This is a genomic window from Aquibacillus halophilus (assembly GCF_009649745.1).
Lineage (GTDB): Bacteria > Bacillota > Bacilli > Bacillales > Amphibacillaceae > Aquibacillus > Aquibacillus halophilus.
Map to the genome: position 1 here is coordinate 46,165 of NZ_WJNG01000014.1, position 21,860 is coordinate 68,024.

Consider the following 21,860-nt stretch of genomic DNA (forward strand, 5'->3'; position numbering starts at 1 on the left):
GTAATCGCTTTTGGTTATTATTTTTCCTGATAAAGTTTGACAGTTTGAATCAATGTCTTAGCGGCTAAAACCATCGCTCGCTCATCGATATCAAATTTAGGATGATGATGAGGATAGAAATGGCCTTCTTTTTGTGCCCCTGTAAAAAAGAAGGCACCAGGTTTTTCTAAAAGGTAATAGGAAAAATCTTCTCCTGTCATGCTAGGTACAATTTCTTCGGATTCTACTTCATCAATTTGAGATGCGGCTTTTAATACTAGTGAAGCCTCCTCAGGGTGATTGATCACTGGAGGATATCCTTTTTCATAGGTGAATTCGTATTTAGCTTCATAAGATAAGCAAGTCCCTTTAATAATTTTTTCCATCTCATCGATAATCTGATCTTGAAGCTCTGGATCAAATGTTCTAACTGTACCTGTAATGGTTGCGGTATCAGCAATAATGTTAAAAGTACTTCCAGATTTAAATGTTCCAATCGTTAGGACTGCCGGACTTAATGGATCAATTCGGCGACTTACAATTTGTTGTAAATTGGTCACTACTTGTGAGCCGATAACAATTGCATCCTTAGTCTGGTGTGGCATGGCGCCATGTCCACCTGTACCACGAATAGTTATAGTAAAACGATCTGCTCCAGCCATAAATTCCTTTGGAGCAGTTTGTACTTTGCCATAAGGTGTGTTTGTCCATAAATGTGTTCCGAACACAGCATCAACATCATTTAATATACCAGCATCAACCATAGCTTTAGCTCCACCTGGTGCAAGTTCCTCAGCATGTTGGTGAATGAACACAATTGTGCCTGGTAGTTCACTTTGAAATTGTTTAAATACCTTAGCTAATGTGAGCAGTGTAGTTGTATGACCATCGTGGCCACAAGCATGCATGACGCCATCAACCTTAGATTTATAAGGTACATCCTTTTCATCTTGGATTGGTAAACCATCAAAATCGGCGCGAATTGCTATTGTCTTACCTGGTTGACCACCTACTAATCTAGCAACTACTCCATTGCCACCAACCTGTGATTGATATGGGATACCTATTTTTTGATATGTATCTGCAATGTATGCCGCAGTTTTATACTCTTCAAATGACAGCTCAGGATATTGATGCAAATATCTTCGCATCTCTACCATCTCATCATATAGAGAGTCAACAGAAGATAATAATTTCTTCCACAAAGTAATATCCCCCTTATAAATTCATTTTTTCATATTATATCACATATAATTCAACTCTCGAGTGCTACCGTGTTTCTATATAGCGCATAAAAATAACCTTCTGAGCTTCAGAAGGTTATTTCAACAGTCTGTTTATTTTATTAAGAAAAGCTTGAATCTGATAGTATTCTATCTGCTTCCTCTTTGTGACCAGTTTCATCTGAGATCATGTCTTCTAACTTAACTACCAACTCAGTAAGTCCTAGTTCTTCGGCTTGCTTTTTACGTTTTTCGTAGCGGATAATTGTATCTTCCTCCGCTCTTCTAGTTTCTTCAAGCATATCCTTAACATCACTTAGTTGTTTAACTTTAACTGGTGTAGTTGTAGGAGTACCACCTAGTGTTTTGATTTTGTCTGATAAGTATAAGGCATGCCCGATTTCATCATTAATCTCATCTTCGAAAAATGGCTTCAAAATAGAACGGTATAAACCGGAAACGACTGATGCGTGGTAAGTGTACATAATAGTTGCAGCATATTCGTTTGCTAAATCCTCGTTTAAGCCATCAATTAATTCTTGAAGCTTAGTATCATTTTTAAGTTCTCTTATATTGTCTGCCATGTTACAACATCCTTTCACGATTTTGTTCAGTATATAAGTACAATTCCCATTTAGAATGATTGTAAACGTATTTTGTTTAATTAAATTATATAAAGTGACAACTTTATGACTTAAGATGGTTGTGAACTTGCTTTGGTTACTAAAGCCGTATTAGAATCCTCTTTTTACTCAACATTAACCAAACATGTCCTATAATTGTTTATAGATGTCCTTAACTAGTGTATAACTATAAGTAGATTTTAAGGTGAAAGAGGAGAGCAGAATGAATCAATCTAAGCGAAGGTATTTTTTTATCTCTTTTTTAATTTTTGCTACAGTGGCTAGTGTCCTGTTAACTATTAGGGTAACAGATAAAGAGACACCCATCATCGACCAATGGTCATCCCCTTTGGTGGCTGAATTAGATTCTTCTATGATATTTTTTATTTTTCGTTGGCTAACAGAACTAGGATCAGGAACTTTTCTTACTCCATTCAGTGTTGTTTTCGCAATATTTATCTGGCGATTCTCTAAAGATTGGGTAGCAGCATTGATGTGTCCATTGGGAGCACTAGTTGGGTATAGGCTAAATCATTGGATTAAGGTACTGGTAGAAAGAGAGAGACCTAGAATCCTTGAAGGAGCTGAAGGTGTTGGATATAGCTTTCCTTCCGGACATGCCATGGTATCAATGATTGCGTATGGCCTCTTTATTTATTTTTTAATTAAATATACTAAATCAGGATCTGTGTCCCTTTGGATTAATATAGTTGGTGTTATGTTAATTTTATTAATTGGAATGAGTCGATATGTAATTCGTGTCCATTACCTAACAGATGTTTTAGCTGGTTATGCTTTTGGTTTCTTATTTTTAATGCTCTGGATTGGACTCTATCATTTGTTAATAAAATTGAAACATAGATTTTTCTATTATGAATCTCCGTCTAGAGACTGAGACAAAACCCTTCTGCCGGTCGTTAATGATCGGCTATTTTTTATTTACAATAAGTTTAAGGTTAATTAGTAGTCTAAACGGCTAATTCTCATTGCAGTTGGTATTAATATACAGTATATTATCTTAGTTGGAGAATTGTTGATAGTCGTTATGGTAGTTACTAAGTTTTATAACGATTGTTTAATAAAGAGGGATTTTTGATTTAGAGTTCGAATATAACAAATAAGTATATACAAAGGGTGAAATGACAATGAAGAATAATTTCCTACGTAATATCGTTGCTATCATTATCATACTTTTAGGAATTGCTTTGGTTTTAATAAATGTGGGGGTAGTATCCTGGGAGCTTACAGAAGCATGGAATTATATATATCCAGCATTTTTTGTTCTATTAGGTTTTAAATGGTTATGGGATGGTTTCAAAGGAAAGGGAGGTCTATGGGCAGGTTCTTTCTTTGTGATTTTCGGAGGATTACTTTTGTTGGATCGTTTTAATATAATTGTATTTAACTTTTGGGATATTTATAAGCTTTGGCCATTACTAATTGTTTATTTAGGATTCAGTATTTTTGGTACATCAAATAAGCGTAATAAGCAAAAGAAATTTCAGTTTATTTTTGATTCGGACGATCACAAAGATAGTGAAAAAATGTACGGAAAAAAACAGAAATTTGCTATTGGAGACCATAAATTTAATACACCCAATTGGAAGGTTGAACCGATGGAGTTATGGAATGCTGTCGGAGATTATCATATTGACTTTACAAAAGCGTTTATTCCTGACAAAGAGATTCCTGTTAGTATCCAAGGCTGGGCCGGGGATATTCGCATTCTAATGCCTGAAAATGTTGAATTTTCGCTAGAGGCACATGTAAAAGCTGGTGATATTAATGTTTTTGGTCAATCGGCTGACGGAATTAATCGTGAGTTGACCTATGTAACTCCAAATTATGATGAATCGACTAGAAAATTAAATATATACCTAAATCTTAAAGCTGGTTCCATTCGAGTAGATAAAGTGTAAGTAAGGGGGAATTGAATTTGTTAAATCGGTTGAGTTCAATTCGTTATGCATTTATAAGGTCTCATTTATATGGTTTGTTTTTAACTACCGTTACGTTAATGGCAATATTACTGTCTATTCATGTTTTGTTCGAACCTAGTTGGTTGAGTAAGGTTGGCATTTTTGTCTTTATTATTACTTATGTCGTTTTAGCGTTTCTTTTTTCCATTTATGTTGGATTTAAATCAAGTGGTGACATGAAGGACCGATTAGACTATCTGTCTGTTTTAATTGCCCAATTAGCTCGTGGTAACTATTCCTCAAGGGTATATGACAATGATGATGATGAAATCTCTAGAATCGGTTCTGAATTAAATGAGCTTGGCGAAAAAATGCAGGGACAAGTTAAATCCTTGCAACGTTTGGCAGATGAAAAGTCGGAATATGCAAAGTCTGCTCATAAAGCAGCAACAATAGAGGAAAGGCAAAGATTGGCGCGAGATTTGCATGATGCAGTTAGTCAGCAGTTGTTCGCTTTAACAATGATGTCGCAGGCATCATTGCGGTTATTTGATAAAAATCCGGAACAGGCTAAGGAGCAAGTTAAGGAAATATCTGCGACTGCTTTAAAGGCGCAGACCGAAATGCGTGCATTGTTGTTACACCTACGACCAGTTGATCTGTCGGGTGAGCCGCTACAAATAGGAATTCAAAATCTGATTGAAGAATTGAAGCAGAAATGTCAAATTGAATTCCATTTACATATCGAAGAAATACAGGAGCTTTCCGAAACGACGGAAGAGCATTTGTTTAGGATTGTTCAAGAGGCGCTCTCTAACATATTAAGACATTCAAATGCTACAGAAGTAACAACAGAAATAGTTAAGCGAAACAATGAATTATTTGTTCATATAGCGGATAATGGCAAGGGATTTGAGCTAGAGAACAACCAGCAGAAGAAAACCTCATATGGCTTAAAAACAATGAAAGAACGAAGCGAGGAAATTGGCGGGACCTTTGCCATTCGATCAATCCAAGGGGAAGGTACGCACCTAGATATTAGAATTCCATTATAGGTCATTCATAGGTGGAGACCGATTGAAGCAATCCAACAGTTTTCACATACTATTGTTGGAATTTCACTTTAATTTAGATGAATAAAAGGAGCGTGGAAAGTTGATAAGAGTAGTCGTTGTAGATGATCATGATGTAGTAAGAAAGGGCGTCATCTCCTATTTAATGACAGAACCAGATTTAGAGATTGTTGGTGAAGCATCTAGTGGAAATGATGGTGCAAAAATAGTTATTGAAAAGAAACCGGATGTCGTATTAATGGATTTAATAATGGAAAATGGTACTGGAATTGAAGCTACTAGGCAGATCATGAACACTCTTCCTGAATGTAAGGTTATCATTCTCACAAGCTATTATGACGATGAACAGGTTTTCCCGGCACTTGAGGCTGGTGCTTTTAGTTATATGCTGAAAACGTCATCTGCTGATGAGATTGCTACAGCTATTAAAAAAGCATATAAGGGGGAAACAGTAATAGAGCCGAAAGTGGCGAACAAAATGATGACTAGCTTTCGATCGCAAAATAGTAAACCACACGAGGAATTAACTGAAAGAGAAATGGAAGTATTACTATGTATAGGTGACGGCTTAACTAACCAAGAAATTGGTGATAAGTTATTTATTGGAATTAAAACAGTAAAAACTCATGTTAGTAATGTTTTAGGTAAATTAGCTGTACATGATCGTACTCAAGCGGCTGTATATGCACATAAAAACGGTTTATTTAGAAAATGAAATAATAGAGTCTTGTCCTTGCCCTCTGGTAAGGGCCTTTTCTATTTTGTAGTTTCTTTCTCTTTGTCTTTTTATAAGTAGACTAGTATAATATTTTTGTTGTCAAAATTTAAATAGGCTAGCATAAATGATGTTATATCCTATTAGTGAAATAATTGACTTATAGTAGAAAAAAGGTAGAGGTGTACACATAATGTCAAAAACGGAAAATCGGAAAGAACAGATTTTGTTTCTTATATGGGCACAAAGTCTGGTAGCCATGCTAGGAAGTCTGTTTTTTTCTGAAATCATGGGCTTTGTTCCATGTGAGTTGTGTTGGTACCAACGAATTTTAATGTATCCCCTTGTGGTTATCTATGGGTATGCTTTAATTAAAAAGGATATCAACTTAGGATTTCCGGGATTCATTTTGAGTGGTATTGGTATATTCGTTTCGGGTTATCACTATCTTATTCAGAAACTACCAATGTTAAGTGAAAATGGAGCTTCGTGCGGAATTGTTCCTTGTAATGTTGAGTATATTAATTATCTTGGATTTATTACGATACCATTTTTAGCATTAACTGCATTTATTGTTATCTTTAGTTTTCATAGTATGCTACTTATCCAACAAAGGAGACGTGACCAATGAAGAAAAATATGATTACCTTTATTATAGTACTTGTTCTATTATTTGGTGCACTTGCATTCGTTGTGAGCTACCAAAATCAACAACAATCAGAGGGTAATCCATACGGTAAGAGTTCTTTAGAACAAGGTACGATTGATCAATTAAATGACCCATTATACCAAAATCAAATCTTACCAAATGAACTCGAAGAAAGATTAGAAAATAATGAGGACGTAACAGTGTATTTCTATAGTCCTGACTGTATCCATTGCCAGAATACTACACCTTTAATTGTACCTATGACGGAAGGACTTGAAATTGATTTAAAGAAATTAAATCTGTTGGAATTTGAAGGAGCTTGGAACACCTTTAATATTGAAAGTACTCCAACAATTGTGCACTATGAGAACGGAGAAGAGGTTGCTCGGATTAATGGGGCACGACCAATAATTGAGTTTGACAATTTCTTTAACGAGCATGTATTAGATTCAGATTCGAGCGCTGAAACAGACTCTGAATAAATGTGAAATTCATAAAGTAAACTTATTTCTTATAGAAAAAACCCGCTTGCTAACAAGCGGGTTTTCCTATTTTATTAAAGGGTCTTTTCGTAAGTTTTGTTGCTTTTAAATCTTCGCACTTGATATAAAATGCGACGTAGCGTAGCTACTAGTTGATTTGCGCTCCGGTCAGTCGCTTTCCGCGGGCAACGCTTCAACTTCCTCGGAAGAAAACCGCTTCCTGCGGGATTTTTAGCCGTCGCTTTTCCCGCTGGAGTCGACTGCCCTCCGCTCCAATCACCATCTTATTACAACAATAATGAAAAAAGACGGATATAGCGGAAAACTTACCAAAGTGTGGTTCAACATCTTAAAATAGCTTTGTGTTCAAGAAGATAAAATCCATTGCACTTAGAGCGACGGGATTCATCCTTCGATAATCAGAACACTATTACCAGTGTAGCAGAATACGTACGCTCCTTGAAAATGAAGTTCAATTTTCTTTGTGAGTGTTGGTTCAGGAAATTAATTCTAGTCCTGTGTAATCTTCAAGGTTACTTGTTTTAATGTAGTAATCTAACAACGAAACTATCCCAACGGAGGATATACACGGAGACTCCTGCGGGATGGAAAGGCATAGATGAGACCCCACAGTGCGCAGCACGAGGAGGCTCAACAGCCGCCCGCGGAAAGCGTAGTGTATTTCCGAAGTGGTGTAAGTTACGCCGCAGTTTATAGATTATCCGTAAATAACACAATCTTTTTGAAAACAGCCTTATTAAAACTGATCTTCCTCGTCATCCTCAACCATATGATAATTAATTGCATAGGAAGGGCCAGCAGAATAGGAAGGTTTCTCTTTTGCCTTCGTTGTTTTTGAATGAGATTTTGAAAATGCTTCAGAGTTTTTCCATTCCTGATAGCTTTGCGAATCTTTCCATTGAACCATCACGACATATTTATTTCCCCTAGTAGGGCGTAATACACGTAGTGCATAAAATCCCGGTGTATCCTCAATCATTCCTGCTCTTTGTTTAAATTGACTTTCAAAAATGGGCTTGCCTTCGTCAGTTACCGGAATGTTGTTCATTACCACAAACCCATCATTTTTTAATTCACCTTTAGAAACGATAATTTCAAATTCTCTCGGAGTATCAAATATAGTAGGGCCTTCGTCTTCATAATATGCGAGCGTATTGTCTTGATCATACATTAAAAAAAGACTCAGATTTGGGTGTTGTTTATCTATTCTAGTTAAATAATCTAACGTTCCATTAGTCATAAATGCTTTCATACTATTCCCCTCCTAACTTAAGTTTCTAACTACAATTAATTTCAGTTTAGCAATAGTTAATGTGTAACCGCAAGTTTATCATTGAATTTTTCAGCTTTATGTTATCGAGCAACTATCGTATAATTAGAAGATATGTGTGTCTAGTCAGACAAACAAGGAAAGTTGAAATTGGGGTGAGCATCATGAACAAATTCAAACAATTGCTTTCATGGATTTTAAAAATAAAATGGCCCATTATTGTACTAGGGTTAACTATACTACTTGGAATCATTGGATACTTATTTATTCTGTTTGGTGGACGATTTGTTGTTGATGACAAAGATTTTATTCTTCCATCAACAACAACGATTGTTACAAAGGAAGGTAACACAGTCGCCAAACTATATGATGAAAATCGATCACCAGTAAAAATAGATAATATTCCTGATCACGTGGAAAATGCTTTTTTAGCTATTGAGGATCAACGCTTTTATGATCATGCTGGTGTGGATTTCACTTCAGTGATGCGTGCAATTTATCGTGACATCATTGCTGGGGGGAAAGTAGAAGGTGGTAGTACAATCACCCAGCAATTAGCTAAGAATCTCTTTTTAAACAATGACAAGACGTGGATGAGAAAAACCAAAGAGGTTATGGCTTCAATCTATTTAGAAAGGAATTTTAGTAAGACGCAAATTATTGAACTCTATTTAAATGAGATTTATTTTGCGCATGGACTATATGGAATTGGTTCTGCCACAGAATTTTATTTTAATAAAAAGGTCGATGATCTGACGATAACTGAGGGTGCTATGTTGGCTGCATTGTCAAAAGCACCTAATACCTATTCACCGGTAAATAATCCTGAAAAAGCAATAGAACGAAGAAATTTAGTGCTACAACAAATGAACAAGCTAAATATGATTGAAACAGAAGAAATGATACAGCTGCAAGGAAAAACGTTAGGGCTAAATCAATCTGTAGTAAAAGAAAAGCCGTGGATGGATGATTACATTGACTTGGTAATTAAGGAAGCGGCGGATGAATTGCAGTTGACTTTGCCTGAACTTAAAAGAGGTGGCTATCAGATTGTAATAAACCTTAATGAACAGGCACAGGAAATTGCTTATCAGCACCTTCAGAACGATAGCTATTTTTATGGGTCAACAGAGGGTGTTCAAGCAGCTTTTGTTTTAGTAAATAAAGAGCAAGGGGAGATTGAGGCTATTCTAGCTGGAAGAGACTTTTCAGCAGGAGACATTAACCGTGCATTAGTTCCAAGACAACCAGGTTCAGTAATAAAGCCTCTTGCTGTGTACGGGCCTGCTATGATGTTAGATGATTACAAACCTTACACGTTACTTCCTGATGAAAAGCGGACGTATAATGGAAATTACACACCTACAAACTTTGATGATCAATATAGTGGGTCGGTTACAATGTATGATGCAATTAAGCAATCTAAAAATGCACCAGCAGTTTGGCTATTAGATCAGATTGGAATTGACTATAGTAAAAGTTATTTGGAGAAGATGAGTATAACGTTACCAGATGACGGACTCTCGATCGCACTTGGTGGACTAGAACATGGTTTGACTCCAGTACAGCTAGCAGAGGGATACAGATCCTTTATCCAAGATGGAGAATGGACGTCAGCTAATGTTATTGATAAGGTGTATGATCGATATGGAGTGGAATTGAACAAATCATCAAAGCAGACGAAGGAGGTATTTTCTCCACAAGTAGCTTGGAATATGGTCCGGATGTTAGAAAGTGTTATAACTGAAGGTACTGGAACCTCAGGTGATTATGATAAAGCTTTAGCTGGGAAAACAGGTACGACACAGCATCCAAATGCAACGGGTCACATAAAGGATGCTTGGTTTGTCGGTATTACACCTGACTATGTCACCTCACTTTGGATGGGATATGATCAATCGGATGAATCACAGTATTTAACAAAAGGTAGTGAAGCTCCAACTATATTAACCAAAAGTATTTTAAAGGAGTTAAGTAAACAACAACCGTTGTCCGCAACATTTGACCAACCGGAAAATGTAGAGGATTTACCAGAACCGGTTCGTCTTCCAAAGATATCAGATCTTCAAGCAGAATATGAGCTAGGTGGATTTTCGTTAGTGCGGGGTAAGCTTACATGGACTGCTACGGATCGTCGAATAGTTTATCAGATATATAAAGAGAATGACGATGGTAATGATGAATTAATCGGAGAAGTTGATGGTCAAGGTGATTATACAATTAATCGCGTAAATGTGTTTAATAGTTCAACCTATTATGTCGTTCCCTATGACCCAATTACAAAACAACAGGGAGCTCGTTCTAATCGAGCAGTACTTTCTTTTTGACCTTTGGCGATAGATTAGATTAAAATTAAAGAAGATATTTATTAATAATTAGTACAATTTAGTGACAATAGAACCATTTGCTATACAGACGGTATTTATATCGTTATAGTGAAATACGACGAATGGATAACGAAGGGTGAAAAAATGTCTAGAAAAATAAATGATACGATCTTAAAGGCCTTTAAAGGCGAAGAAACAGACTATACTCCTGTTTGGTATATGAGGCAAGCAGGCAGGTCACAAAAAGAGTACCGTGAGCTAAAAGAAAAATACTCATTATTTGAAATTACTCACCAACCCGAACTATGTGCGTATGTTACGAGGTTACCAGTGGAGCATTACGGGGTAGATGCAGCGATCCTTTATAAGGACATTATGTCTCCACTACCTGCAATTGGTGTCGATGTAGAAATTAAGTCAGGCATTGGTCCAGTTATTGATTCACCAATTCGAAAATTTCAGGATGTAGACAACTTAGGCACGATTGACCCTGAATCAGATGTGCCTTATGTTCTCGAAACAATTCGTATACTTTCTGAAGAACAGCTCGATGTTCCCTTAATTGGTTTTAGTGGAGCTCCATTTACACTGGCTAGTTACATGATAGAAGGTGGACCTTCAAAGAACTACCATAAAACGAAGGCAATGATGTATAGTGATCAGAAAACATGGTTTGCATTAATGGATAAATTAGCAGATATGACGATTACTTATGCGAAGGCACAAGTAAAAGCTGGTGCCAAAGCTATTCAGATATTTGATTCTTGGGTAGGGGCATTGAATGTGGCGGATTATCGCTATTTCATTAAACCAATTATGAATCGAATTTTTTCAGAACTTAGAGAAACAGGAGTGCCATTAATTTTATTTGGTGTCGGTGCCCGTCATCTAGTGATGGAGTGGAATGATCTACCAGTAGATGTTGTAGGCCTTGATTGGCGGATGTCGATTACAGAGGCGAGAGAAATGGGAATTACTAAGACACTGCAAGGAAATCTTGATCCTGCAATTCTACTATCAGATTGGAATGTTATTGAAAAAAGAACGAAAGCAATCTTGGATGAAGGAAAGGTACAACCACCTCACGTGTTTAATTTAGGTCATGGTGTAACTCCAGAGATCCAACCAGCAACATTAAAGAAATTGACAGAGCTTATTCATAGCTATTCAAAGAAATAAGAAAAACGAAAGCGTCTAGTCTCTACGGTTCTTTACCGCAATTAGGTGAACTTAGACCATAAGAGTAGGCGCCTTTGTTGAATAAAAAAAAAAGGGGTGCTACGACGTGGCAAAGAAAAAAGTAGGCTTACTTGTAATGGCGTATGGAACGCCATATAAAGAAGAGGACATTGAAAGGTACTATACCGATATAAGACATGGTAGAAAACCAACCCCCGAAGCTCTTGAGGATTTAACACAGCGGTACAGGGCAATAGGTGGAATTTCCCCTTTAGCGGAAATTACTAAGAAACAAGCAAAAGCTTTAGAGGACAGGCTTAATAAAAACCAAGACGAAGTACAATTTGTTTACTACTTAGGATTAAAACATATCGAGCCATTCATTGAAGATGCAGTCAAGCAGATGGCTGAGGACGGGATTGAAGAAGCTGTTTCGCTTGTGTTAGCACCGCATTATTCAACATTTAGTGTTAAATCATACAATGGAAGGGCTCAAGAAGCAGCCCAAAAGCTAGGAAAGCCTGTGATTACATCAGTAGAGAGCTGGTATGATGCACCAGGGTTTATTAACTACTGGGCTAATGCTATTCAAACTGAATATGCTAAAATGGATGAAGTTGAGAAGGATAAGGCAGTTTTAGTTGTTTCTGCTCATAGTTTACCGGAAAAAATCATCCAAAATGGTGACCCTTATCCGGACCAGTTAAAGCGAACAGCGGAGTTGATTTCAGAAGCAACAGGCATTAAACAATATGAATTAGGCTGGCAAAGTGAAGGGAATACTCCTGATCCATGGTTGGGACCAGATGTTCAAGACTTAACAAGGGACTTGTATCATCAAAAAGGGTATCGTTCATTTGTTTATGCACCTGTGGGATTTGTCGCTGATCATCTCGAGGTTTTATTTGATAATGACTATGAGTGTAAGGTTGTTTGTGACGAGCTTGGTGCGAATTACTATCGTCCAGAAATGCCTAATGCTTCCCCTGAGTTTATTGAAACTCTAGCTAATGTGGTATTGAAAAAATTTCAAAGTGCTGATGTTTCATGAGTGAACAAAAGCAGATTGCTATTGTTGGTGGTGGGATAGCTGGACTAACAACAGCCTATTACTTACAAAAAGAAATCAACGAGCAGCAACTACCTTATAAAATAAAGTTGATTGAAGCCGATGATAAGCTAGGTGGAAAAATTGAAACGATTAAGCAGGACGGCTTTATGATTGAACGTGGCCCAGATTCTTTCTTGAAAAGAAAGACTTCTGCAGCTAAATTAGTCAAGGAAGTTGGACTTGAAGATGAGTTGGTTGAAAATGCTACCGGTCAATCATTTATCCTAGTAAATAATAAGCTTCATAAAATGCCTAGTGGTTCTTTTATGGGAATACCAACTGAAGTTCGACCATTTTTGTTTTCAAGTCTCTTTTCAACTAAGGGTAAACTAAGAGCAGCCTATGACTTTGTTTTACCTAAAGGCGATCAGGTAAGCGATCAGTCATTAGGTAAATTCTTCCGTAGGCGATTTGGTGATGAGCTTGTTGAAAATTTACTTGAGCCATTACTTTCTGGTATCTACGCAGGTGATATTGATGATTTAAGCCTTATGTCTACTTTTCCGAACTTTTATCACCTAGAACAAGAGCACAAGAGCCTTGTTAAAGGTTTGCAAGCTACTATGCCAAAAAAGAAAAAGGCTAAAGGGCCAAAACCAAGTATGTTTTTCAGCTTGAAGAATGGTCTTCAATCATTAGTAGAAGCAGTGGAGGATAAACTAGAAGACGGAGTTGTTACAAAGGGTCTAACAGTTGATCATATTGAACGAAAAGATAGTAACTACCACTTATTATTGGGAAATGGTGAGGTATATAAAGCTGATGCAGTTGTATTAGCTACACCGTTTTTTGCTAGCCAACGTATGTTTAGTCAATATGAGTTTATGGACACATTGAAAGAAATGAAAGCAACCTCCGTTGCCAATGCTGCCTTGGCATTTGATGCTTCAGCAATTAAGAAGGACATTGATGGAACTGGATTTGTTGTATCACGTAACAGTGATTACCGAATAACAGCTTGCACCTGGACCCATAAAAAATGGCCAGGTACAACGACGCCAGAAGGGAAGGTTCTTTTGCGCTGTTACCTAGGTAGACCAGGTGACGAGGGTGTCGTTGATTTATCTGATCAGGAGATTATCGATATCGCTTTAAAGGATTTAAATAAAACAATGAATATTACACAGCAACCAGAGTTTTCAGTTATTACACGTTGGAACGATTCTATGCCACAATATTCAGTTGGTCATAAAGATCGCTTAGATGAGCTAACAAATAGCATGGAGAAGAACCTTCCAGGTGTCTATCTAGCTGGTGGCTCTTATCGAGGTATTGGTATTCCGGATTGTATAGATCAAGGAGAAGCGGCTGTAGCGAGTGTTTTAGAATACTTAAAATTATAGTTTTGAAGTCAACCCCCATGAGAGCCTTTCTCATGGGGGTTGACTGTGAGGTGAAAAATCCCTGTTACACAATATGAGATGAGCTTTATCTATTTATTTTCACTTTATTATTGCTCACGTAACTTATTAAATTGATAATTAGTATATAAACAGGAAAAGCGATCATTGCTCCTCCTGCTATTATACCAATGCCAATACCAGGGTCGTCTGCTGCATGAGCCATTGGGAAAAAGAGTGTCATTAAAGAAATAATAAGAACCCAATAAGGAACCCATAGAATGATCGTCCAAAAGTTAGCTTTACGCTTTCTTAACCACTTTTTTGTTAGGAGCAAAAGAAAGATTGTACCTAATAATAGCGCAAAAGGGATTACGAGTGTTACAAATGATTTTACTGTATCTATATGCAAATCCGTGATCCTGCTAATTCTATATTCATTTGCCATAAGTTGAATAGGAAACATTACCATACAAGCATACAAAAAACTGACTACATTTAATTTTAAGAAGTAAATGTACCATGGAGAATGAATGTTGTTAAACTCATTACCAAGTAGTGTTGGATTCCCCATTCCTTGAACAGCTTTTCTTTCTGCTTCTTCCTCACTGAAACCCTTTTCCATCCAGTTGCTTTTACTATTATACAGATGATATTCTAGCTCAGCTTTAATATCATTTTTAGCTTTTTTTGACTTAATCTGTTTAATAACCTCAAATAAAAAGGTATCTTTTTTGATTCTAATCACCTCTCCAATAACTGTTTTACTACCAATCGCTTTTGCATCTCATTTTTCTCTGATTGTTGTAATAAATTCTTTCCCCTCCTACTTATTTGGTAATGTTTCGCACCATTTTCATCCCAATTAGATAATAGGTAACCATTTTGTTCAAAACTGTGTAACATTGTGAATAGGTTCCCTTCGTCCTCTTCAAAAAACTGAATTCCTCTTGAACGTAGTAATTTCGTCAAATCGTAACCTGTCTTTTTATTTGCGAGAAGCTGTAACACTGCTAAATAGATGCTTTCTTTGCTTTCATTTTGTTTTTCAATTCTTTTGTGAATTTTTTTTCGTAGTTGATCAGAAAAGTTCAACTGATTAAATTTAGTTTTATCCATTGAATGACGTAAATTTTTTAATCTATCTTCCATTTAAATTATCCTCCAATTTTTTCTTTAGAAGTTCTTTTGATCTTTTCAAACGGGTTTTAATTGTGTTTTGATTATTTCCTATTAAAGTAGCAAGTTCTTTAATAGTTAACTCTTCGAAATAAAATAAATAGATGACTTCTCGATATTTAACTGGTAACTTCATTATTTCCATAACTAATTTATCATCTTCGTCTTTTTGTATAACTGTTTGTTCAACATTATCATTTTGTCCTTTATCAAAAACATTCTCAGTCTTTGGATCAATAACGTTTTTCTTATACCAACTTTTCAAATAGTCTTTACAATGGTTAATCGCAATTTGCCATAGCCAAGTTCTTAGCTTTGATTTCCCCTTAAATGTATGTAGGGAGTTGTAACACTTCAAAAAAATATCCTGCGTTAAATCTTCAGCAACCTCTTTACTATTTACATAGGAATAAGCTAATTGCAATATTTCTTGTCCGTATTTAGTCATCATCTGATCTATAAGTTCTGCTTTATCTTCTATTTGAAAGGTTTCTGCTGTTATTTCTTCCAATGATGTCTTCCCCCTTTTAAACTAAGACGACGTGCTCTATATAAAAGTTTGTTTTTTTTATAAACCTCTTCAGTTTTTTATATAAAATTTTAAAGTGTATCTTTTTTCTAGTAGGAATAATTTAGAACAATTATCTATCCTTTTTATCTTTATACTATAATTAATAATTGTAAATACTTTTCAGTTTTTGTAAACATTTCATTCCTTACTTCGTTTTATAAGTGAAAGGAGGAGAGACCTTGGATAGTGAAGTCTTGCAACAATTGATCAACGAGAAAATGCAAACAATAAAAAGGTATTTAATTAAGATTGGTGCTAGTCCTTTAGATGCGGAAGATATAGTTCAAGAATCAGTATACAAATTTCTCCTCTACGTCGATTCAGTTGAACCCGACAAAGCTTATAGTTGGTTATTCCGGGTCGCGCTAAATAAGTATTACGACCTTTGTAGAAAGCAAAAGAGACATGTGACAGTAACTGTTGACGAACAGTTACTAGTTGATTTGCAACCAACACCAGAAAAATTATTGAACGAGAAGGAAAGACAGCTGCAATTTAACACTATTCTTAATGAAATGAAGCCACTGTACAAACACTTAATCTTGTTAAAATATGAATTGGACTTGAGTTATCAGGAGATTTGTAAGGTCCTAGATATGAAACAAGGAACATTGAAATCGCATTTGTTTAGGGCCCGAAATCAGTTTAAAGCATTGTATGAAAAAGGAGTGAAGCAAGATGAAGGATGATAATCAAACAGAACCTACGGATGAGTTAGACTTTTTTGATGAGAAAAAAAGTACAGATAGATTTACCGAAACGATTAGAAAGGCACAGCGGAAAACAATTTTACGAAATATATTAATTTCATTTTCTGTGTCAGTTGTATTATTCATATCGCTGTTTCTATTATGGAGTTTTGCGATGGAATACAGAAAAAATCAGGCAATATATGACGTTAGGCTTTACGATAGCATATCGAATCCAAACGTAGGAACAGCAGGTTATCAGGTGATTACTAACGGAATCACTAACGGAATATTAGAATATGGACAGTATAAAATTATTGATGGAAAGCCAATTGATTGGGGGGAAAAAAAATTATCTTATAGCATATTTGGTGCACTTCACCGATTTGCAGGTGACTACTCACCGATTCAAATTGAAAAAGAACAGGGTGGAGATGGTCGGAAGTATCATAGGGAAACCAAACAGTTGCTCATGGAGTTTTATCATCCTGATGTTGAATATAGCACGATGATTAATGATTTTCCACGTATAGCGAACATGACTGAAAATCTTTCAGCTGAAATGGCTGTTTCATTCACGGAGCGAGTTTCACCTGAACAGGTTAGGGACATGATTCCTGAAGGAGTTTCACTTCAATGGTACTGGGTTGCCTCTCATCAAGATGTGGAAGATGATCCACATTACGATCAATCCTATTCTGGGGATTCTCTTTATGGATTTGATCATAGAGAAGACTTAGTAGATGAAGAGATGTTCATTAACAATATAAAGTCTGGTGTATCTAAAGAAGATGGGAAGTACTATGAAAACTTTAATCAACTTTTTAACTATGTAAGAGGAAATAACGAAGAAATAAGCCCCAATCAAGTAACGGTATTAGGTGCAGTGATAACTGGAACACCAGAGAACTTATTAAAGATGAAAGAGATTTCAATCATTCGAACAGGGGTATTAGGCGCAACAACAATTAATTATTAATTGATTCAATTTATAAGGGAACTCCTATATTGCCGAGCAATATAGGAGTTCTTTTGATGATTAATTTAATAGGGTATTGATAAAAAATGGAAAATAGTATATAGTACATTACAACACTAATGCACTGATTTAGTTGATATAGGAGGTAAGCTTTTGATTGTTCAGGGTGATGGAACGAAGCCAATATATATACAGATTGCTGAATGGCTAGAAACAGAAATATTAAGTGAAAATATTAAACCTGATGAAAAAATATATTCTCAATATCAACTTGCTGAGATGTACAATATTAATCCAGCTACTGCAGCAAAAGGATTAACTATCCTTGCAAATGAGGCTGTTTTATACAAAAAACGAGGACTTGGCATGTTTGTATCAAGTAAAGCAAAAGCAATTATTCTCAAAAAGCGAAAAGGCCAGACATTAAAAAATCTAGTAACAGACTTGGTATCAGAAGCTAAACGTTTGGATGTTAGTGAAGCAGAATTAATAGGCATGATTAAGTTAGCAAACAGTCAGGGGGAAGGGAAATGAAGGTGATTGAATGTAATCAAGTATCAAAAGTATATGGAAACCACCATGCGGTGGATCAACTTTCTTTTACAATTGAGGAAAATAAAATTACTGGGTTGATTGGTCGGAATGGTGCGGGGAAAACAACTCTGCTAAAGATTATTGCAGGGTATCTACGTAAAACGTCAGGTGAAATGAATGTGTTTTCAGAAGAACCTTTTAATAATTTGAAAGTCTCAGCAAATATGATTTTTGTCGATGATCAGATGAATTTCCCTACAGCACTGAATCTAGGAGAATTGCTAAAGGCGGCTGATAGCTTTTATGAGAATTGGGACATGGAACTTGCTAAACGTCTTTTTGATTATTTTTCTTTAAACCCGAAACAACGTCATGATAGCTTATCAAAAGGGATGAAGAGTACCTTTAATATGATTGTTGGCCTCGCTTCTCGCTGTTCACTAACAATCTTTGATGAACCAACAACCGGTATGGATGTATCTGTTAGAAAGGACTTTTACAGAGCCCTACTCAAGGATTACATTGCTTATCCAAGGACAATTATTTTATCTAGTCATCTCTTAAATGAGATTGAAGATATATTAGAAGACATTTTGCTTATTAAGGACGGAGAAAAATACCTTCACATGTCAGTGTCTGATGTAAAAGAGTATGCTGTTGGGATTAGTGGCGAGGGAACCATCGTAAATCAGTGGACTAAAGAAAATGAAATACTATACAAAAAAAGTTTAGGAACCGGAAGCTCTTATGTGGTTGTTAAAAATGATTTTACAGAGTCGATGCTTGAACGTGCTAAATTAGCAGGCTTAAAGATATCACCTGTTGCTGCTGAGGACCTATGTATCTATTTAACAAGTAAAACGAATGGGGGGATTGATGATGTCTTTGATAGAAGTTAATTACTGGGAGATTATTAAAAAGCAATATTTTTTCAAGTTAAAAGCATATTCTGGTGTATTCACTTCGATGATGGTCGTACAAATCATTGCTTTTTTGCTCTCACTAGGAGGTACAGGTGGTTCGGGCGGCTCTGGTTCCTCTGGCTTTTCCTACACAACCGGTTACTATAATGGAAGTATGATCATTGCCTTTACGATGATGTGGGCATTAATTACAGGTATTCTTATTACTACAAAAGCCTATCGGAATGATGATTTCACTTTTGTTGCAAATAGGGGAACTAGTAATTTATCTAATATGCTGTTTTTGTTAACTGCTAGTATTATTGGCGGTACCTTGTCGATGTTGTCCGGTTATCTATTAAAAGTTTTTGTCTATTTAATCTTCGAAGTTGATATGCTTTTTGATGTAACTCACACGATTTCAACACTTTGGTTGGGAATCATTGCATCGATTCTATATATCCTTTTATTTAGTGCTATCGGGTATCTGGTTGGTGTACTGGCACAAATAAGCAAATCATTAATTATTATCTTAGCAGCAGTAGTGATTGGATATCCAATTTATGCCTCTACAGGCACAGGTCAAAGGGATGAGCCTACTCTTTTTATAGCAATTACACAGTTCTACCAGGGCGAGAGCATGTTATCTTTATTTGCTCTGAAAGTGATCTTAACAGTTACCATCCTTTTCTTCACATCGCTGATCATCACAAACCGATTGGAGGTTAAACAATGACTACTCTACTCGCGTCGTTACTTCCACTTTTACTTATGGTTGGTTTAATTGTGTTAATTATCTTTATTGTAAAGAAAAATGGACTTTTCAGAATTAAGCAAGCAAATGGCAACAGCGTAAAATGGGTGCTAAGCATTTATTTTATTATTCTATTTGCATCAACCATTGTTTTTTACTTTTTGCCTGATGATAAAGCCGCTTCAATCAGTCAGGAGGATATAAATAAAATGGTAAGGTATGGTCAAGAACTAAACAATAGGGCACATCTAGGTACTCTCGACGAATCAGATCAATTAGCCTTGAAAAACGAGTGGCAGTTTGAGGCAACAGAAAATACGTTACAAGTTACAGCAGAAACAGGAGAATATAATGACATTATTGTTTTTGTTGAACGTAAAGACAATGATGTTGAGGACAAAAAAATAGAATTTATTAAGTATTCAACAGATAGCCTTTTTAATCACGATGGTTACCAAGTTGACTTTGCTCATAATAAACTAATAATAAAGCAACCGTCTAAAATGGATTTTCAATTTGCGGCAATTGCAAATGAATTTACCATCACACAGTTCACAGGTGAAGAAAGACTTCATATTCGAATGGCTGCCATTGAACCTGAAATACTTTATCTACGTGTACCTAAGGATTTAAAACTCACCGGTAATGTTACATTGATTGAACAGTAGACAAGATAGACACAAAAATCAAAACAAACCGTAGCTAATTAGTAAAAGCTCCGGTTTGTTTATTTTCATTAAATTAGTTAGTTGGTTACTTTATTCCCAACGAGAAATTGTTGAATGGAGTTGAACGCTTCATCTACATTTTTTGCTTGAATCGAATACGTCCGGTTTTCTGGGTATTGATTTTTACTATACTCGTATTTTGGGTCATAATAATACTCTAACAGTAATTGAACCACTGAAGAATAGTTTTCAGCCTGTAAATCGATGTCAATTTGTTTGGCAATTGGCGTATGAATTCTCCGTTTTATAATCTGAAAAGCTTTTACGAAATCTTCGTGGTGATCCCAAGGTTGGTACTCATCTAAAATGTTGCGGACCCGTTCCTCAATTGGCATATCGATGAAGATTTGGATGCCTTCTTCTTTTTTTGTCATGAGGAAGTCGGGGAGACTTACTTTTCCTACTCTTCTGCTTTCAGCCTCCATTAATACATAGGATGACAGCTCCAAGCGAAGCAAGTCATTGAGCAGGATTGAGTCAAAAGTAGTTTGATTATTCGGTTTTAACCCAATTTGACCGAAAATAGAACCTCTGTGCTTAGCGAGGCCTTCCAAATCTATGACCGGAAAACTAGCTTTGTGTAATTGTTCTAATAATATTGTTTTACCTGAGCCTGTATAACCATTTAACACGTACATGTCAGGATGAAATTCAAATGTTGCTAGTGAATTAACAACCCAATTACGATAGGACTTAATTCCACCCTCTAGCCGAGCTACGTCCATTCCCATTAAATCAATCATTGTTGCTGCTGTTTTACTGCGCATTCCACCTCGCCAACAAAAGACTACTTTGGGTTCACTTATGGTGTTAAACTGGTTTATAAAATTAGGGAGCTTTGCTGATATAATTTCAAGTCCACGCTGTTTAGCGGCCTCTATGCTTTTTTGCTTATATAGCGTTCCGATTTCTGCTCTTTCTCCATCTGTAAAAACGGGGATATTAGTGCTTCCAGGAATAGTTGAATGATTGAATTCGGAAGGAGAACGGACGTCAATTAATGCTACCTTTTCTTTTTGTTGCAAACTTGTTAGGTCTTCTATACTAATATCGCTAAACATGCTTTCACCTCTATGGTATGGATTGTTATGATTAATTTTCATTTAATTTATTTTAAAAATTCCATCTAAGATACTGGTCCTCATATTATTTCTACATTTAACCATACCACAGAATGATTAATTATTTTAATAATGAAGAGAGAATTTGTTATAGAACAACTATATTAAAATTGAGAGCCTGTTTAATTAGACAGGCAGCGATTAACGTTGTACTGTTTAGTTAACGGACCTACTCAAACAAAAAAGCAGCTTAAGATTAAGCTGCTTGGCAATACTGGATTTATGATTATTTTTTAGTGGATTAATTGTAATAGTAACTAGAAACTGTGCTTATGCAAGCTTCTTTATAGTGCTGGGTGATCGCAATTATCACATAAGTTAACGTAACAATCAGCTTTTTCAACAATGTCATTACCACATTTTGCACATTTCTTGCGGGGCAGATTTCTGAAAAACTCAACTATACTCATCATAAGGATCCCTCCAAAACTTTATTGTATTTCTATTGTAGTATAACAACTTAATAATATCAATACTCTGTTTTATAACAAT

The 21,860-nt window shown here is 35.9% G+C and carries 24 protein-coding genes; 16 read left to right on the forward strand and 8 right to left on the reverse strand.

From position 1 onward, the window contains the following. Positions 1–17: 17 nt before the first annotated feature. Entirely contained in the window at positions 18–1,184 is a 1,167-nt protein-coding gene (locus GH741_RS15965) for a M20 family metallopeptidase (protein WP_276608242.1), read from the reverse strand. A 140-nt stretch (positions 1,185–1,324) separates the two neighbouring features. After that, positions 1,325–1,786: a ferritin-like domain-containing protein gene (locus GH741_RS15970; protein ID WP_153737754.1), complete on the reverse strand. Its 462-nt coding sequence runs from the start codon at positions 1,784–1,786 to the stop codon at positions 1,325–1,327. A 262-nt stretch (positions 1,787–2,048) separates the two neighbouring features. Between GH741_RS15970 and GH741_RS15975 the strand changes: the two genes are divergently transcribed. The 6 genes from GH741_RS15975 to GH741_RS16000 all read left to right on the forward strand — a co-directional run bounded on the left by GH741_RS15975 (position 2,049) and on the right by GH741_RS16000 (position 6,663). After that, a complete protein-coding gene (locus GH741_RS15975) occupies positions 2,049–2,720 on the forward strand; it encodes a phosphatase PAP2 family protein (RefSeq protein WP_153737755.1) in 672 nt (223 codons plus the stop codon). Positions 2,721–2,970: 250 nt separating this feature from the next. Beyond that, complete coding sequence (gene liaF / locus GH741_RS15980) at positions 2,971–3,744, forward strand: cell wall-active antibiotics response protein LiaF (protein WP_153737756.1); 774 nt, start codon at positions 2,971–2,973, stop codon at positions 3,742–3,744. 17 nt (positions 3,745–3,761) lie between these two features. Continuing rightward, positions 3,762–4,799: a sensor histidine kinase gene (locus GH741_RS15985; RefSeq protein WP_153737757.1), complete on the forward strand. Its 1,038-nt coding sequence runs from the start codon at positions 3,762–3,764 to the stop codon at positions 4,797–4,799. Between the two features lie 100 nt (positions 4,800–4,899). After that, the gene (locus GH741_RS15990) at positions 4,900–5,532 is read left to right on the forward strand and encodes a response regulator (RefSeq protein ID WP_153737758.1); all 633 of its coding nucleotides are present in this window, start codon (positions 4,900–4,902) and stop codon (positions 5,530–5,532) included. Between the two features lie 193 nt (positions 5,533–5,725). Then, entirely contained in the window at positions 5,726–6,163 is a 438-nt protein-coding gene (locus tag GH741_RS15995) for a disulfide oxidoreductase (protein WP_153737759.1), read from the forward strand. Beyond that, the gene (locus GH741_RS16000; protein ID WP_153737760.1) at positions 6,160–6,663 is read left to right on the forward strand and encodes a thioredoxin family protein; all 504 of its coding nucleotides are present in this window, start codon (positions 6,160–6,162) and stop codon (positions 6,661–6,663) included. Before GH741_RS15995 ends, GH741_RS16000 begins: the two co-directional genes overlap by 4 nt. A 757-nt stretch (positions 6,664–7,420) precedes the next feature. On the opposite strand, the gene GH741_RS16005 is transcribed toward GH741_RS16000, so the two are convergent. Further along, on the reverse strand, positions 7,421–7,936 hold the full coding sequence (locus GH741_RS16005; RefSeq protein WP_153737761.1) for an antibiotic biosynthesis monooxygenase family protein: 516 nt from the start codon (positions 7,934–7,936) through the stop codon (positions 7,421–7,423). 182 nt (positions 7,937–8,118) lie between these two features. Here GH741_RS16005 and GH741_RS16010 point away from each other — a divergent pair, with 182 nt between their 5' ends. The 4 genes from GH741_RS16010 (at position 8,119) to hemY (ending at position 13,914) form a co-directional block, all read left to right on the forward strand. Beyond that, positions 8,119–10,281 (forward strand): transglycosylase domain-containing protein, encoded by a 2,163-nt coding sequence (locus tag GH741_RS16010; RefSeq protein WP_153737762.1) that lies wholly within the window; start codon positions 8,119–8,121, stop codon positions 10,279–10,281. 144 nt (positions 10,282–10,425) lie between these two features. Then, positions 10,426–11,460, forward strand: coding sequence for a uroporphyrinogen decarboxylase (gene hemE, locus GH741_RS16015; protein ID WP_153737763.1), 1,035 nt, complete (start codon positions 10,426–10,428; stop codon positions 11,458–11,460). Between the two features lie 106 nt (positions 11,461–11,566). Beyond that, entirely contained in the window at positions 11,567–12,511 is a 945-nt protein-coding gene (hemH, locus tag GH741_RS16020; RefSeq protein ID WP_338079515.1) for a ferrochelatase, read from the forward strand. Continuing rightward, positions 12,508–13,914 carry a protoporphyrinogen oxidase gene (gene hemY / locus GH741_RS16025; protein ID WP_153737764.1) on the forward strand — a complete coding sequence of 469 codons (1,407 nt, stop codon included), beginning with the start codon at positions 12,508–12,510 and terminating at the stop codon, positions 13,912–13,914. The genes hemH and hemY overlap by 4 nt, the downstream gene beginning before the upstream one ends. Before the next feature lie 85 nt (positions 13,915–13,999). Here the strand turns inward: hemY and GH741_RS16030 are convergent, their stop codons facing one another. From GH741_RS16030 to GH741_RS16040, 3 genes are read right to left on the reverse strand one after another with little or no spacing between them, the layout of a single operon-like run. Next, positions 14,000–14,659 carry a permease prefix domain 1-containing protein gene (locus GH741_RS16030; protein WP_153737765.1) on the reverse strand — a complete coding sequence of 220 codons (660 nt, stop codon included), beginning with the start codon at positions 14,657–14,659 and terminating at the stop codon, positions 14,000–14,002. Further along, positions 14,656–15,063, reverse strand: coding sequence for a PadR family transcriptional regulator (locus GH741_RS16035; RefSeq protein ID WP_153737766.1), 408 nt, complete (start codon positions 15,061–15,063; stop codon positions 14,656–14,658). Before GH741_RS16035 ends, GH741_RS16030 begins: the two co-directional genes overlap by 4 nt. Beyond that, positions 15,053–15,601: a sigma-70 family RNA polymerase sigma factor gene (locus tag GH741_RS16040; protein WP_153737767.1), complete on the reverse strand. Its 549-nt coding sequence runs from the start codon at positions 15,599–15,601 to the stop codon at positions 15,053–15,055. The genes GH741_RS16035 and GH741_RS16040 overlap by 11 nt, the downstream gene beginning before the upstream one ends. Positions 15,602–15,840: 239 nt before the next feature. On the opposite strand from GH741_RS16040, the gene GH741_RS16045 reads away from it, so the two are divergent. The 6 genes from GH741_RS16045 to GH741_RS16070 all read left to right on the forward strand — a co-directional run bounded on the left by GH741_RS16045 (position 15,841) and on the right by GH741_RS16070 (position 20,187). Next, positions 15,841–16,350, forward strand: a complete 510-nt coding sequence (locus GH741_RS16045; RefSeq protein WP_240795540.1) for an RNA polymerase sigma factor — start codon at positions 15,841–15,843, stop codon at positions 16,348–16,350. Continuing rightward, positions 16,340–17,329 (forward strand): anti sigma factor C-terminal domain-containing protein, encoded by a 990-nt coding sequence (locus GH741_RS16050; RefSeq protein WP_153737768.1) that lies wholly within the window; start codon positions 16,340–16,342, stop codon positions 17,327–17,329. Before GH741_RS16045 ends, GH741_RS16050 begins: the two co-directional genes overlap by 11 nt. Before the next feature lie 153 nt (positions 17,330–17,482). Then, complete coding sequence (locus GH741_RS16055) at positions 17,483–17,863, forward strand: GntR family transcriptional regulator (RefSeq protein ID WP_153737769.1); 381 nt, start codon at positions 17,483–17,485, stop codon at positions 17,861–17,863. After that, positions 17,860–18,762, forward strand: a complete 903-nt coding sequence (locus GH741_RS16060; protein WP_153737770.1) for an ABC transporter ATP-binding protein — start codon at positions 17,860–17,862, stop codon at positions 18,760–18,762. Before GH741_RS16055 ends, GH741_RS16060 begins: the two co-directional genes overlap by 4 nt. Then, on the forward strand, positions 18,743–19,501 hold the full coding sequence (locus tag GH741_RS16065; RefSeq protein ID WP_153737771.1) for a hypothetical protein: 759 nt from the start codon (positions 18,743–18,745) through the stop codon (positions 19,499–19,501). The genes GH741_RS16060 and GH741_RS16065 overlap by 20 nt, the downstream gene beginning before the upstream one ends. Beyond that, the gene (locus tag GH741_RS16070; RefSeq protein ID WP_153737772.1) at positions 19,498–20,187 is read left to right on the forward strand and encodes a hypothetical protein; all 690 of its coding nucleotides are present in this window, start codon (positions 19,498–19,500) and stop codon (positions 20,185–20,187) included. Before GH741_RS16065 ends, GH741_RS16070 begins: the two co-directional genes overlap by 4 nt. 77 nt (positions 20,188–20,264) lie before the next feature. On the opposite strand, the gene mnmH is transcribed toward GH741_RS16070, so the two are convergent. Both mnmH and yhfH read right to left on the reverse strand, forming a co-directional pair. Next, a complete protein-coding gene (mnmH, locus tag GH741_RS16075; RefSeq protein WP_153737820.1) occupies positions 20,265–21,308 on the reverse strand; it encodes a tRNA 2-selenouridine(34) synthase MnmH in 1,044 nt (347 codons plus the stop codon). A 344-nt stretch (positions 21,309–21,652) separates the two neighbouring features. After that, entirely contained in the window at positions 21,653–21,781 is a 129-nt protein-coding gene (gene yhfH / locus GH741_RS16080; protein WP_153737773.1) for a protein YhfH, read from the reverse strand. Between the last annotated feature and the right edge of the window lie 79 nt (positions 21,782–21,860).